General features: G+C 40.9%; 18 protein-coding genes. 14 read left to right on the forward strand and 4 right to left on the reverse strand.

The features are described 5' to 3' along the window. Positions 1-4 precede the first annotated feature (4 nt). The 8 genes from HNQ46_RS00420 to lysS all read left to right on the forward strand — a co-directional run bounded on the left by HNQ46_RS00420 (position 5) and on the right by lysS (position 8,252). Positions 5-1,501, forward strand: coding sequence for a sugar ABC transporter ATP-binding protein (locus HNQ46_RS00420; RefSeq protein WP_183681490.1), 1,497 nt, complete (start codon positions 5-7; stop codon positions 1,499-1,501). A gap of 2 nt (positions 1,502-1,503) precedes the next feature. Further along, entirely contained in the window at positions 1,504-2,478 is a 975-nt protein-coding gene (locus tag HNQ46_RS00425; protein ID WP_183681492.1) for an ABC transporter permease, read from the forward strand. A 13-nt stretch (positions 2,479-2,491) separates the two neighbouring features. Further along, the gene (locus HNQ46_RS00430; protein WP_183681495.1) at positions 2,492-3,610 is read left to right on the forward strand and encodes an ABC transporter substrate-binding protein; all 1,119 of its coding nucleotides are present in this window, start codon (positions 2,492-2,494) and stop codon (positions 3,608-3,610) included. Positions 3,611-3,774: 164 nt separating this feature from the next. Beyond that, positions 3,775-4,206, forward strand: coding sequence for an RbsD/FucU family protein (locus HNQ46_RS00435; protein ID WP_183681498.1), 432 nt, complete (start codon positions 3,775-3,777; stop codon positions 4,204-4,206). Positions 4,207-4,237: 31 nt separating this feature from the next. After that, the gene (gene fucO / locus HNQ46_RS00440; RefSeq protein WP_183681501.1) at positions 4,238-5,386 is read left to right on the forward strand and encodes a lactaldehyde reductase; all 1,149 of its coding nucleotides are present in this window, start codon (positions 4,238-4,240) and stop codon (positions 5,384-5,386) included. Positions 5,387-5,493: 107 nt separating this feature from the next. After that, positions 5,494-5,619: a hypothetical protein gene (locus HNQ46_RS12145; RefSeq protein WP_279287694.1), complete on the forward strand. Its 126-nt coding sequence runs from the start codon at positions 5,494-5,496 to the stop codon at positions 5,617-5,619. A gap of 61 nt (positions 5,620-5,680) precedes the next feature. Next, on the forward strand, positions 5,681-6,166 hold the full coding sequence (greA, locus tag HNQ46_RS00445) for a transcription elongation factor GreA (protein ID WP_007156635.1): 486 nt from the start codon (positions 5,681-5,683) through the stop codon (positions 6,164-6,166). Positions 6,167-6,296: 130 nt separating this feature from the next. After that, positions 6,297-8,252 (forward strand): lysine--tRNA ligase, encoded by a 1,956-nt coding sequence (lysS, locus tag HNQ46_RS00450; RefSeq protein ID WP_183681504.1) that lies wholly within the window; start codon positions 6,297-6,299, stop codon positions 8,250-8,252. 223 nt (positions 8,253-8,475) lie between these two features. Here lysS and HNQ46_RS00455 read toward each other — a convergent pair whose 3' ends face one another. Together HNQ46_RS00455 and HNQ46_RS00460 are read right to left on the reverse strand one after the other, a co-directional pair. Beyond that, positions 8,476-9,276, reverse strand: a complete 801-nt coding sequence (locus HNQ46_RS00455) for a nucleotidyl transferase AbiEii/AbiGii toxin family protein (RefSeq protein ID WP_183681507.1) — start codon at positions 9,274-9,276, stop codon at positions 8,476-8,478. A gap of 1 nt (position 9,277) precedes the next feature. Further along, positions 9,278-9,820 carry a type IV toxin-antitoxin system AbiEi family antitoxin domain-containing protein gene (locus tag HNQ46_RS00460; RefSeq protein WP_207719918.1) on the reverse strand — a complete coding sequence of 181 codons (543 nt, stop codon included), beginning with the start codon at positions 9,818-9,820 and terminating at the stop codon, positions 9,278-9,280. Positions 9,821-10,065: 245 nt separating this feature from the next. Here HNQ46_RS00460 and HNQ46_RS00465 point away from each other — a divergent pair, with 245 nt between their 5' ends. The 4 genes from HNQ46_RS00465 to HNQ46_RS00475 all read left to right on the forward strand — a co-directional run bounded on the left by HNQ46_RS00465 (position 10,066) and on the right by HNQ46_RS00475 (position 11,833). Continuing rightward, positions 10,066-10,422 (forward strand): alpha/beta fold hydrolase, encoded by a 357-nt coding sequence (locus HNQ46_RS00465; protein WP_243155788.1) that lies wholly within the window; start codon positions 10,066-10,068, stop codon positions 10,420-10,422. 17 nt (positions 10,423-10,439) lie between these two features. Then, positions 10,440-10,613, forward strand: a complete 174-nt coding sequence (locus HNQ46_RS11990; RefSeq protein ID WP_243155789.1) for a hypothetical protein — start codon at positions 10,440-10,442, stop codon at positions 10,611-10,613. A 321-nt stretch (positions 10,614-10,934) separates the two neighbouring features. Beyond that, complete coding sequence (locus HNQ46_RS00470) at positions 10,935-11,459, forward strand: GNAT family N-acetyltransferase (protein WP_183681513.1); 525 nt, start codon at positions 10,935-10,937, stop codon at positions 11,457-11,459. A 233-nt stretch (positions 11,460-11,692) separates the two neighbouring features. Beyond that, complete coding sequence (locus tag HNQ46_RS00475) at positions 11,693-11,833, forward strand: hypothetical protein (protein ID WP_183681516.1); 141 nt, start codon at positions 11,693-11,695, stop codon at positions 11,831-11,833. Positions 11,834-12,045: 212 nt separating this feature from the next. Here HNQ46_RS00475 and HNQ46_RS00480 read toward each other — a convergent pair whose 3' ends face one another. Together HNQ46_RS00480 and HNQ46_RS00485 are read right to left on the reverse strand one after the other, a co-directional pair. Continuing rightward, complete coding sequence (locus HNQ46_RS00480) at positions 12,046-12,192, reverse strand: response regulator (RefSeq protein ID WP_183681519.1); 147 nt, start codon at positions 12,190-12,192, stop codon at positions 12,046-12,048. Beyond that, complete coding sequence (locus HNQ46_RS00485) at positions 12,189-12,509, reverse strand: type II toxin-antitoxin system Phd/YefM family antitoxin (protein WP_183681522.1); 321 nt, start codon at positions 12,507-12,509, stop codon at positions 12,189-12,191. The genes HNQ46_RS00480 and HNQ46_RS00485 overlap by 4 nt, the downstream gene beginning before the upstream one ends. 526 nt (positions 12,510-13,035) lie before the next feature. Here HNQ46_RS00485 and vapB point away from each other — a divergent pair. After that, positions 13,036-13,266 (forward strand): type II toxin-antitoxin system antitoxin VapB, encoded by a 231-nt coding sequence (vapB, locus tag HNQ46_RS00490; RefSeq protein ID WP_183681525.1) that lies wholly within the window; start codon positions 13,036-13,038, stop codon positions 13,264-13,266. Further along, complete coding sequence (vapC, locus tag HNQ46_RS00495; protein ID WP_183681528.1) at positions 13,263-13,664, forward strand: type II toxin-antitoxin system tRNA(fMet)-specific endonuclease VapC; 402 nt, start codon at positions 13,263-13,265, stop codon at positions 13,662-13,664. The genes vapB and vapC overlap by 4 nt, the downstream gene beginning before the upstream one ends. The last annotated feature ends 165 nt before the right edge of the window (positions 13,665-13,829 follow it).

Consider the following 13,829-nt stretch of genomic DNA (forward strand, 5'->3'; position numbering starts at 1 on the left):
TTTTATGGAAGCTTTGTTATCAATGAAAAATATCAAAAAATCTTTCTCCGGAGTTGCAGCACTTAAGAATGCCGAGTTGGAATTAAATAAGGGAGAGGTAGTAGCTCTGATGGGGGAAAATGGAGCAGGAAAATCCACCCTCATGAAGATATTAACAGGAATCTATTCCAAGGACGAGGGAAGCATTCACTTTGAAGGAAAAGAAGTGGAATATAAATCCGTTTCCGAGTCGGAAGCAGCAGGAATCGCTATTGTCCATCAGGAATTGAATATGATGAATGATTTGACGGTAGCGCAAAATCTTTTCATCGGTCAAGAACGAATGAGCGGCTTCTTTATCGATGATAAGAAGATGGAAAGAGATGCGGAAGAGCTTTTTAAAAAGCTGAATGTACATATTAAGCCCAGTGCTAAAATCGGAGAGCTTACCGTAGGAAAGCAGCAGATGGTAGAAATTGCCAAAGCGATTTCCACCCAGGCCAAGGTCATTGTTTTCGATGAACCTACCGCAGCCCTTAGTAATTCCGAGATTGAAGAGCTTTTCAAGGTCATTCGGGATTTACGGGAAAAGGGAACCGGCATCATTTACATCTCCCACAGAATGGATGAGATCAATGTCATCTCCGATAAAGTAACGGTTATGCGAGACGGGGAGTATGTGGGAAGCCTGGTAACCAAGGAATGCACCAAGGACGATATCATCAAAATGATGGTAGGAAGAACCGTCTTTATGGATCCAAAGACCGAGTCGGCGGTGAAGGAAGGGGCGGAAGTAGTCCTAAAATGTGAGCATTTAAGCCGGGGCAAGGCCGTAAAGGATGTTTCCTTCGAACTTCGCAAGGGAGAAATCCTGGGATTCTCCGGACTGATGGGTGCAGGACGAACAGAGGTGGCAAGACTTTTGTTCGGTGCGGATAAGAGAGATTCCGGAAAAATTTATATTCACGGTAAGGAAGTGGATATTCAGAGCACAGAGGATGCGGTAAAGGCAGGAATCGGCTATCTGTCCGAGGATAGAAAGAGATACGGACTGTTGGTTGATAAGACCGTTGAGGAAAATACCTGTCTGGCTTCTCTGGAAAAGTTCCAAAAGGGCTTCTTCATTGATGAAAAGAAGTGTAAGGAACGAAGCGAAAAGTACGTGGAAGAATTGAGAACCAAGACGCCGAGTGTTAGCCAAATCATCAAAAAATTATCCGGCGGAAATCAGCAAAAGGTGGTTATTGCCAAGTGGTTGTTAAAGGATTCGGAGATTTTAATCTTTGATGAGCCTACAAGAGGAATTGACGTGGGAGCCAAGAGCGAAATCTATGAGCTGATGGAAAGATTGGTTTCCGAAGGAAAGTCCATTATCATGATCTCTTCGGAGCTGCCTGAGATTTTAAGAATGAGCGACAGAATCATCGTTATGTGCGAAGGCAGGGTGACAGGTTGCTTGGATATTGCAGAAGTCAACCAGGAAGCCATTATGACTTGTGCTACGAATAGACAGGGGGAATAAAGGTGAAGATTAAAAAGTTATTTTCAAACCAACAGGCAGTAGTAGTTGCTGCCCTAGTCATTATATGTGTGGTTTTCTCACTACTGACAGACAAGTTCTTACAAGGAACCACCTTTACTAACATTTCCAAGTCTGCCTACTATGTAGCATTCATGGCAATCGGTGTTACCTTTGTTATTTCCACAGGAGGAATTGACTTATCTATCGGAACGGTAGCCATCTGTTGTGCCTTAATAGGCGGAACACTCATGGAAAACGGTTTGCCAATGCCATTGGTACTATTGGTAATTCTGCTTTGCGGTTCTTTGTTTGGATTGATTAACGGCATTTTGGTTTCCCGTTTGGAACTTCCGGCCTTTATCGCCACCTTGGGAACCATGATGGTATCCAGAGGATTGGGCTCCATCGTTTCTAAGACAAAAACCATTTCCTTCCCCCAGGGTTCTGCAGAGGGAGCATGGTTTAGAGAAATCTTTATGGTGACGAAGGAAGGCGGGATATTCCCCAAAAACTTCCCTACAGGATTTTTGCTTTTGGCGTTCTGTGCCATTATCATGGCAGTCGTTTTAAACAAGACCAGAATTGGAAGATATATCCTATCCATCGGATCCAATAAGGAAGCAACCAGACTTTCCGGAATCAATGTAAAGAAATATGAAACCTTGGCTTATGTTTTCTCCGGCTTCTTTGCCGCTTTGGCAGGAATTGCCTATGTGGCGGTATTCTCTACAGCACAGCCCAATACCGGAAACGGATTTGAGTTGGATGCCATTGCCGGAGTTGTAATCGGCGGAACCTCCCTTTCCGGAGGAGTGGGTTCCATCCTGGGAACCATCATCGGTGTGTTTATCATGACAGTACTGAAAATCGGTTTCCCCTATATCGGCGTACAGTCTCACTATCAGCTCTTTATCACAGGAATCATTTTAGTGTTTGCTGTGTATATGGATATCTTAAACAGAAAAAGAAAGGTATAAGGAGGAAAGAAAGATGAAAAAAAGAATTATGGCGGTTGCACTGGCGGGTATGATGGTCCTGTCTCTGGCAGCATGTGGAGGTTCTTCCGCAAAGTCCGAGGGCACTACTGCAGCAGCAGGAAGCTCTGCAGCAGAGCAAAATGCTGAAAGCGTTGAAAGCAAGATGGACGGAGAAGGTAAGAAGATTAACGTCATTGCCAAGGGCTTCCAGCACCAGTTCTGGAAGGCGGTTGAAAAGGGAGCAATGCAGGCAGGAAAAGAATATGGTGTAGAAGTTTCCTTCCAGGGACCGGACAATGAGTCTGCTATTGCACAGCAGGTTGAGTACTTGGATGCAGCTATCGCTCAGCAACCAACAGCAATCTGTCTTGCGGCACTGGATACTCAGGCTTCTATTGGATCTATCCAGAATGCAATGGATAAGGGCATTCCCATTATCGGATTTGACTCCGGTGTACCTGATGCTCCGGAAGGTGCTATCAAGGCAAATGCTTCCACCAACAACTATGAGGCAGGAAAGCTTGCTGCAAAAGAGACTTATGCTTTAATCAAGGATAAGATTGACGGTGCATCTGATACTGTAAGAATCGGTGTAGTTGCTCAGGAATCCAACTCTCAGTCTATCGTAGAAAGAACTAAGGGATTCGTAGAGGCTATGACAGAGCTTATCGGGGCAGATAAGGTTTCTGTAGAAGGACACGACAGCTTGAAGAAGGAAAAGTCCGGCGCAAAGGTTATCATTGATGTAGGTATCCCTGCAGAAGTTAAGGATGCTGACGGTGCTGCAGTTGCTTCCGCTATCTTAGAGAAGTCCGACCTTATCGCTATCTACGGCTCCAATGAGTTCGCTGCAAATGCTATTATCACAGCGAATGAAGGTTTGGATAAGATTGGTGAAGGTAAGGTTGTTGCAGTAGGATTTGACGCAGGAAGCAAGCAGTTACAGGCTATTAGAGATGGCTTGTTTGCTGGTTCTGTTACACAGGATCCTGTACAAATCGGATTCAAGGCAGTGGAACTTGCTGTAAAGGCAGCAAAGGGAGAAAGCGTATCTGACGTGGATACCGGTGCCCTTTGGTACAACAAGGACAACATGGAAGATGAGAAGATTGCTCCATGTCTTTACGAGTAATTTAAAACACAAGGTAAATAGTACATTCTTTAAAAATGGAATAGGGCAGACTTTTAAGAGAGAAATCACTTGGTTATGACTGAGTCCTTTTCCACTTAGAAATCTGCAGTGAAAACGAGGTATCGCCGTAAGGCGATGCCTCGTTTATAAAAAAGGAGGAAAAGATGTTAAAAGGAATTCCTGCAATTCTTTCCCCGGAACTTTTAAAGCGCTTATGTGAGATGGGACATTCAGACAGAGTCCTGATTGCGGATGGGAATTTTCCCTCCCATACCGTGGGAGCCAATGCCCATGTGATTCGTATGGACGGTCATGGAGTTTGTGAAATCTTGGATGCGATTTTACAGCTTTTTCCCTTGGATACTTACACGGAAAGCCCTGTGAAAATCATGGAAAAGGTACCGGGAGATCAAGTAGCTACCCCTATCTGGGAGGAGTTTAAGGCGATTGTGACAAAGTATGATTCCAGAGAAAAATCCATTGGCAGCATTGAGCGCTTTGCTTTTTATGAAGAGGCAAAGACCTGCTATTTGATTATCGCTACATCGGAAAAGGCTCTCTACGGCAATATTATGTTGCAAAAGGGAGTCGTGTAAAAGAATTTATTTATTTCATTAGGAGGATAATATGGCAAACAAAGTTGTACTGAATGAAGTATCCTATCATGGAAAGGGAGCAATCTTAAGTGTTACAGAGGAAGCAAAGCGTCGCGGTTTTAAGAAGGCCTTCATTTGCTCTGATCCGGACTTGATTAAGTTTAATGTGACCAAAAAAGTGACAGATTTACTGGATAAGGAAGCGCTTCCCTATGAGATTTATTCCGAGATCAAGGCAAATCCTACCATTGAAAATGTACAGGGCGGCGTAGCTGCATTTAAAAATTCCGGTGCAGACTATATCATTGCTATCGGAGGAGGTTCTTCCATGGATACCTCCAAGGCTATCGGCATTATCATTGCCAACCCTGCCTTTGAGGATGTAAGAAGCTTAGAAGGATTGTCTGCAACAACCAAGCCTTCAGTACCTATTTTTGCTATTCCCACAACAGCAGGAACTGCAGCAGAGGTAACCATTAACTATGTTATTACTGACGTGGAAAAGAAGAGAAAGTTTGTCTGCGTAGATCCCCACGATATTCCTGTAGTGGCTTTTGTGGATCCGGATATGATGTCCAGTATGCCAAAGGGACTTACCGCATCCACCGGAATGGATGCGCTGACCCACGCTATTGAAGGCTATACCACCAAGGGGGCCAATACCATTACCGATATGTTTAACTTAAAGGCTATTGAGCTGATTGCACAGTCCCTTAGGGGGGCAGTGGAAAATACTCCTGAGGGTAGAGAGGGAATGGCTTTAGGGCAGTACCTCACCGGAATGGGATTCTCTAACTGCGGATTGGGTATAGTTCACTCCATGGCGCACGGCTTAGGCGCCTTATATGATACTCCTCACGGTGTGGCAAACGCCATCATCCTTCCCACCGTTATGGAATACAATAAGGATGCGGTAGGAGAGAAGTTAAGAGATGTGGCAAAGGCTATGGGCGTTGCCGATACAGAGAAGATGAGTAAGGAAGAGTACCAAAAGGCTGCGATTGATGCGGTAAAGAAGCTGGCTGAGGATGTAGGTATTCCTAAAGATTTGAAGAACATTGTGAAGCTTGAGGATGTAGATTTTCTGTCTCAGTCTGCCATGGATGATGCTTGCAGACCCGGAAACCCAAGAGATCCTAAGCTGGAGGATATTCAGGAGCTGTTCAAGAGCTTATTATAATCATTCTTTCTGTGAAGCATCAGAAGCGCGGAAACTGCAGTTTTTGCGCTTCCTTTTAAGTGGAGAAAGCTTAGTATTTTTCGAAAATAAAAAAAGATTTTTTTAAAATGGCAATGGAAGAAAAAAGGATGAAAGAAGGAATAAAAAAAGCTGGAAAATCCCGCAAGAAACAAGGAAAATCATTGACTTATCAAGCTTCCGTTGCTAGAATACTACATCGAATCATTGGATGAAACGGCTTCTGGGTCTTCCAGAAGCCGTCATTGCAGTTTTAGAGAAAGGGCAGGATAGCAGGTGGCTGAAGAAAAGAAAAACCTCCTTACCAGGGCAGGATTAAATAAGTTAGAGAGTGAACTTCATAATTTAAAGGTGAATAAGAGACAAGAGATTGCAGAAAAGATTAAGGAAGCCCGGGAACAGGGAGATTTGTCTGAGAATGCTGAGTATGATGCAGCAAAGGATGAGCAGAGAGAAATCGAAGAAAGAATCGTTGCCATCGAGTCCTTGTTGAAAAATGCGGAAGTAGTAGATGATGCGGAAGAAGGCACCATTAATATCGGATGTAAGGTAAAGCTGTTCGACAAGGAATTTGACGAAGAAGTGGAATACATGATTGTAGGTTCCACAGAGGCAAACTCTTTACAGGGAAAGATTTCCAACGAATCTCCGGTAGGTATGGCTTTATTGCGTCACAGGGTTGGAGATGAGGTTACCGTAGAGACCCAGGCTGGAGTTTTGGAATATAAAGTACTTTCTGTAGAAAAATCCAACGAAGAATAGTTCAGTAAAGAGCCGTTCGGAGTAGAACAATTCAAAATAATTGTCTCAAAGAAGGTATGCTTCTATAAAGGGATAATTTAGTGAAAGTATAATAAGTAGCAACAGAACAGTGTAAAGAAAGGATAGAAGGATGGGAGAGCAGGAAAAGCAAAAGGGAAATGCACCGGTGGACATGAACCACATTTTGAAGGCCAGATATGATAAGTTGGCAGAGTATCAGGCAGCTAAGGAAGATCCGTTTGAAATTACCAAAGCTGAACAGACCCATCATTCTACTGAGATCAAAGAGAATTTCAAGAGCTTAGAGAATCAGCAGGTTGTGATTGCAGGACGTATTTTATCCAAGCGTGTCATGGGTAAGGCCAGCTTTATGCATTTGCAGGATAGAGACGGCAGAATCCAGGTTTATGTAAGCCGGGAAAGTCTCGGGGAAGAAGAATATAAGAAGTTTAAGAAGCTGGACCTTGGCGACATCGTGGAAGTTAGAGGTTATGTTTTCGAGACCCAGATGGGAGAGATTTCCGTTCACGGAGAGAAGATTACCCTGCTTTCCAAGTCTCTGTACCCACTTCCTGAGAAGTTCCATGGACTGACTGATACTGACACCCGTTATCGTCAGCGCTATGTAGACCTGATTATGAATGAGGACAGTCGTACCGTTTTCATGAAGCGTTCTCAGATTCTTCGGGAAATCCGTAACTTCCTTGCCGGAAGAGATTTCTTGGAGGTGGAGACACCGATGCTGGTGGAAAATGCCGGCGGTGCAGCAGCTCGTCCCTTCGAAACCCACTACAATGCCTTAAATGAAGACGTAAAGCTTCGTATTTCCTTAGAGCTTTATCTAAAACGTCTGATCATCGGCGGCATGGAAAGAGTTTATGAGATCGGAAGAGTATTCCGTAATGAGGGAATTGACACCAGACATAATCCGGAATTTACCTTAATGGAGCTGTATCAGGCATATACAGACTACGAAGGAATGATGGAGCTGACCGAGTCCATGTTCCGTTATCTTGCAGAAAAGGTTTGCGGGACTCTGCACATCAGTTATCAGGGAACTCCCATTGATTTGGAGAGTCCTTTCCGTCGCTTGACCATGACAGAGGCAATCAAGGAATATGCAGGCATTGACTTTGATCAGATTAAGACTTTAGAAGAGGCAAGAGCCCTTGCGAAGGAAAAGGAAATTGCCTACGAAGAGCATCATGGTATCGGAGACATTGAAAACCTTTTCTTCGAGGAGTACTGTGAGGAGAAGCTGGTACAGCCAACCTTTATTATGGATCATCCGGTGGAGATTTCTCCCCTTACCAAGAAGAAGCCATCTGACCCATCCAAGGTAGAGCGTTTTGAGCTCTTTATCTACGGAAGAGAGATGGCCAATGCTTATTCCGAGCTAAACGATCCTATCGACCAGAGAGAACGTTTCAAGGCGCAGGATGCTCTGGCGGATGCGGGAGATGAAGAAGCAAACCACACCGACGAAGATTTCTTACACGCTATGGAAATCGGAATGCCTCCTACTGGAGGAATTGGTTACGGTATTGACCGTCTGGTAATGCTTCTTACCGATGCGGCATCTATCCGTGACGTACTGCTCTTCCCCACAATGAAGTCCTTAGAGAAGAAGGATGAGGGAAAGAAGGGAGAAGAGGGCGAGGCAGGAAATGCCAACACCGGTTTCTTTACTCCAAATAATAAGATTGATTTCAGCAATGTGAAAATCGAGCCATTGTTTGAAGAGACTGTGGATTTCGAGACCTTCAGTAAATCTGACTTCCGTGCGGTAAAGGTAAAGGATTGTGTTCCTGTTCCAAAGAGTAAGAAGCTTTTACAGTTTACCTTGGATGACGGAAGCGGAAGCGACAGAACGATCCTTTCCGGAATTCATGCATACTACGAGCCGGAAGAGCTGGTTGGAAAGACCTTGATTGCCATCACCAATCTTCCCCCAAGAGCAATGATGGGAGTAGAGTCCTGCGGTATGCTACTTTCCGCCATTAACCAGAAGAAGGATAGTGATGAGGAAGAGTTGCACTTGCTGATGGTAGATAACCATATTCCGGCAGGAGCGAAGTTATATTAAGAGTTGGCTTATAGGAAAAACGTATTGATAAAAACCGCCCTACACCCCTTGTAAATCAAGGCTGTAGGGTGGTTCAATCTTTTTCATAGCCAACCTCAATCCCTTAATGTATAAACTTGGCAAAAATATTCTATAAAGATTGTTTTAGCATATTAGATATTATTAAAAAAATCAAGAAATCAGAATTAAGAAGAGAGACAGAAAGATTTGCATTTCCTCTTCGTTAATCTAATTTTTGAAGACATTTTAGAATTTTATCTATAGCATCTTCGGTGGTTATATCAAGCCAGTTCTTTTCGGATTTTTGTAAATTGTTTAAATATTGTGAGTTATGGAATATACGATGGATACGATTTAATATATCGTCTTTAGAAGATATATGTAATGTAGGATCATCATAAATGTATTTGGGCATAAAACTATTTAACTGCTCTATTTTAATAAAATCACTTAAATAGCAAATATCAAATATATCCTTATATCGAGTATTTTGGCTTCCAAAACGCAGTATAGATTTAAGCTTTTCTAAAAATATTTGTGTAGGAGAATTAACCAGTAGTTTTATAGTATCCTCCTGAAAATCAAGTACAAAGGTATACTCGTCCTGTTTCATGGAGAGATCCCTCTGTACACCGATATCCATCTTTAAGGATATGGTTGTTTCTTCGGTATCTACAAGAGAAATGGTGATACGCTTTCCCTTATAATCTTGATGATTTAATTCTGTGATATTGCCGGTAAGTTTAATTGTAAGTCCTTTAATGCAATTTAATTGTTCTACAAATTTCCGTATAGATTCTTCGCCGATAGAATAGCAAATAAAATCAAGGTCGAGATCTTGGGTTGCTCTTCGAGAATTGTTTGAGAGGCTTCTCATGACTACTCCACCCTTGATGGTAGTACTTTTGGCCATTCCGCTGTCATGGATAGCCTTTAAAATAATATCTTGTCCCAGCTTTGATTGAGCACTGGCTTCGTTGTAACCCCGTTCTTTTATCTTCTTGATTTCGTTGTACAAATTCAATTTAAAGCACCTCCCTTTGTACCATATCCATCAGACTTGAAGTATTTCGGAAGTTTAAGGCATAGTCTTCCACTAGGTTAAAATCCATTTTTGAGGATAACTTTCTATAATTTCGAATAATCTCCTTATAATAATCCATAGGTAATTTGGAGCGGAATCGAAGGAGCTCAATTAACATTCGTTCACAGTTATAAATTCGTATTGTTGAACTGTTGTATTTAAGCGTATCGATACCTGCTCTAAAGAGTTCTTCTTTAACATAGGATTGTTTTATACGAGTATCTCGGATTCGTGTGTCTGTTCTAATTGTTGCAAGATAATAATGCTCCGGAATAACATCTGTTAAAGCATGATAATAAAATGCACTATATCCGGTACAGACTGCTCTAGGATATTTTTTCATAATAAGATCCAGCTCGGTGGCATTTCGCTTAGTGGAGTACAATCCTTTTTCTTCCATGAAAAGTTTTCCGTCGGAAAGTTCTTTTTTTAACTTGTAATCACTGCCATATTTATCGAGGCATTCTTGATAGGAAAGTATCATGATAAACTCCTTAAAGTATATATACACACAATATTGTTTTATGTATAGTTTAGCTTTAATTATAGCTTCATTCAAAGGAAAAATAAAGAACTAATTACAGTAAAAATACACACTAATAATTGTTGTATGTATTTTTACTGTAAAACCAAGAAAATGAATTTGTTAATGTAAAACAGTATGATATTGGAATATAATACAGAAATGAATTCAAATAACTATGGGATTCCTTGTGAGGTATTTCGAAAATGATAATGCATGATTGGAATAACGAAAAAGAGGACGTGATTCTTCTGATTCATCCGATGCTTTCGTCAGCAAACGGTATGAAGACATTTATTGCTGACATCATTGGAGAGGAATACCGTTATCTCGCACCGGATCTCTCAGCGCACGGCGATGCCGATAAGGATACTTATAAAAGTGCTGCTGACGAGGCAAAACAGATCCATGAGTATTTGGCTGAAAAAAATATCACGGAGCTCTCTTTCGAATACGGAGCTTCACTGGGTGGGGGGTTCTTCTACAGCTTCTCAAATATGATGATATTGCATTCAACCATCTATTTTTTGAGGGAACCAGTTTCTACACTAACGCAAAGCTGATGGAGGGGATTCTCTGGATGGTGTTTCTGCATAAACATAAGAAAGCTGTTGCAGATCCGGAGCTTAGTATGAAGAAGATGTCCTCCATGTTTGAAGAAGAGGAGATTATGTTCTTACCTGTTTTCATTATCCCTTTGATCGCAATTTTGATAGGGAAAAAGAAGTCTTTAATGTTGCAAACATTGAGGTAAATCTGCTGTAATGGACAGAAATTTTCAATGAATAGAAAGTATAATTACAGAGGTGATTGCAATGAGGTGCAGAACCTTTTTTATGGGAGAAAATAAAATATTCTTACTGTTTATTATAAAATTTTGATATGACATAAAAATGATAATAAGATAATTGAAAAGTTGAGGACCTTTATCAAGGTGTATTTTTGAAGCTCGCTAACTGACAGTAAGTTTACTCCATCATAGTCCAAAGCTGCGGTAGAATTGTTCACAAGGTTTATAGTATAATTTGAATACGATAATTGTGCAACAAATCGGAAGTTGGAGGGATAGATTTCTATGATTATCAGATATGCAGAAGAGAAAAATTTTATAGAATTGCGACAGTTTTATGACGGTATGTGTAAAGTTTTGAGCGGAAAAGATTTTCTGCCGGAGGGAGATAAAGGTGGTTTCCCTCCGGATGAAATGATCAAAGATGCAATCAAAGAGAAAAATCAGTTTATCGGTATTGAAGATGGTCGAATTGTTGCGGCGTATATTATGAATCATGATCGTGATGAGGCGTATCACGCAGTTAAATGGCTTATTGATGCAAATGATAATGAGACAGTAGTTCTTCATGCCTTGCGTGTCCTTCCGGAATATGGAGGTCGTGGATACTCGAAGCAGTTAGTTCAACACGCAATAGACACAGCAAGGGAAAGAAAGCTTAAATCAATTCGTCTTGATTGCATAGAGGGAAATGATATTCCACAGAAAATGTATATGTCATTTGGATTTAAGTATGTGGATAAGGTTGAAATCACATATGTTGATATTGGAGTACCGAGGAAGTTCCTCTTATATGAGTTTGTACTCTAATCAAGACATAATAACAGTTATATCTTGAACATTGTACAAACAAATTCCAGTTTGTCGAACTGATAAAATCCCTTTAGGAACTAAAGGGTGCACTTCTATACTCTCCTATCGGGAGTATGTGCGTCCTGCGGAACTTCATTCTTCGTCAGCAGAAGAAAACTGCTTGACCGAGAATGTTTTCGACAATTCGTTCCGGTGTTGGAGCAGATAATGAATCTACAGGTGCTGCATTAATGAAGAAGGTTATGGAAGACCTTAACGGAAAGGGAAATATTGTTGAGCTTCTCGGATCAATGGGATCAGACGGACAGGAACAGTTTCCCAGGGAACTGAGGATCAGGATAAGATTTCTGCAGACCTTTGCTCTAATTTGATTTACGGACAGTCTGTTCCTAAGGAAGTTATTGAAACGAATGTAGTGTATACCAAGGAAAACGTTAATGAAATTTTGAAGAAATAAAAATGCTAAGGATAAGTTGAATAGCACATTTGTAAGAGTTTTTGAATGTTGTGAATCAAAATACTTTCACATGAAGAGGGACTGCAATTTTTTGCAGTCCCTCTTTTGGTCATAACAATATGTAGCTTACAGTTCGTGCTTCGTTCTCCGTTTGGTAGCCTCTATATATACCTGCTCGTCTGCTCGTGCGGAGATAACGATAATTTGAGCACTTCGATCCAGCTTTTTCAGATCCTTTTTGGCCTCTTCCAAATATTCGACTTGCCAGCTCATTCAATCACTACATCCCCTGCGGCAGCAAGCTCTGACTCACTGATATTAAGTTCAGACATCACTTCTTCTCGGGAAGACGTGGAAGAAGAATCTTCTTTAAGGCGTCTTGTTGCCTCAAGGAGCAAAGTATAGTCTTCTTCGATTTCACTCAGACGTTGAAATTCAGATGGAGACAGGATAATAGCCGCCGGCTGGTTGTTTTTTAAAACAATGAGCTGGCTTTCGGTATGAAGACGATCAAAAATCCTGGAAGCCTGACCGCGGTTAAACTGTGTAATAGGAACAAGACTGTCGAGAATATCTGCTGTATATGCCATAGTAATTACCTCCGTTTGTCTCTAGTATAGGCATGTTAAAGATGAGAATCAAGTTGAACATTATTAAATGACGATAAAAAGTAATTACAATAAATCGATGTTATGTGCATTGTCGGAAGCGAGGCAGTAGATTTTTCTTTAAATCATTATTCGGGTATCAGACATGGAATTCTATTTTCAAAAAACAATATCGAACAGGAAGACTGTATTTACACCATTTCATACTTCTGTTTGTATTAGTTAGAGAGATTTATGAAAGATTTTCATGCAACAGGTATTCTTCTGGATGAAAAAAATGCAGATTGGAACAAAAAAATCATCTAAAGTTCTTGTTTCTAGAGCAGCACTTAGCCGAAGAGATTGTGCAGGGAAAGATTATAGGGGTACCATTGTACGATTTACTTAAAAAGAAAAGAGATATAAGAAAAAACACAAAAATAGGATATGTAGAAAGGCTTTTCTTGACTTAGTATATATCATGGTATATATTTTTGTGCATATTACAAGAAAAAGGAAGGTGATAGATATGATGACTGCAAAGGTTTTTAAAAATGGAAGAAGTCAGGCAATCAGACTTCCTAAAGAGTGCCGGTTTTCATCAGATGAGGTAGTGGTAAATAAGATAGGTGATATTGTTATTCTGCTTCCTAAACAAAACAAGTGGGATTCATTTATGAAAGCAATAGATATGTTCTCAGATGATTTCATGGCGGACGGAAGAACAACAGATATAGTACAGGAGCGTGACGAGCTATGAGGTATATGCTTGACACCAACATTTGCATTTATGTAATAAAGCATAAGCCGGAAAAGGTATTTCGAAAAATACAGACTATTCATCCTGAGGATGTGTGTATATCATCGGTCACATACGCCGAGTTGGTGCATGGTGTAGAAAAGAGTGCAGCTGTGGAGAAGAATAGATTGGCACTCTCCATGTTTCTAGCGAATGTGGAGATTCTGGGTTTTGATGTGGAGGCGGCTGATTGTTATGGGAAGATTAGAGCAGATTTGGAGAAGAAAGGAACACCTATAGATCCTCTCGATATGATGATTGCAGGTCATGCGCAGTCTCTTGAATATACAGTTGTAACGAATAACGTGAAAGAATTTTCCAGAGTGAGTGCTCTGAGAATTGAGAATTGGGCAGAATAATTGTTTCTTGTTTCTCAGGCAATTTTATGCATCAGCGAATTATTTTATACTTTTTTCCTTTAAAAGCTTTTCGTCAAAAAGTCCTTTTTTAGCCTGTAATCACTACAGTATTTATCAATGCAATCTTGATAGTAAAGTATCATAATAAGCTCCTTGAAGTATCTA

It is taken from the genome of Oribacterium sinus (assembly GCF_014202695.1).
GTDB lineage: Bacteria > Bacillota > Clostridia > Lachnospirales > Lachnospiraceae > Oribacterium > Oribacterium sinus.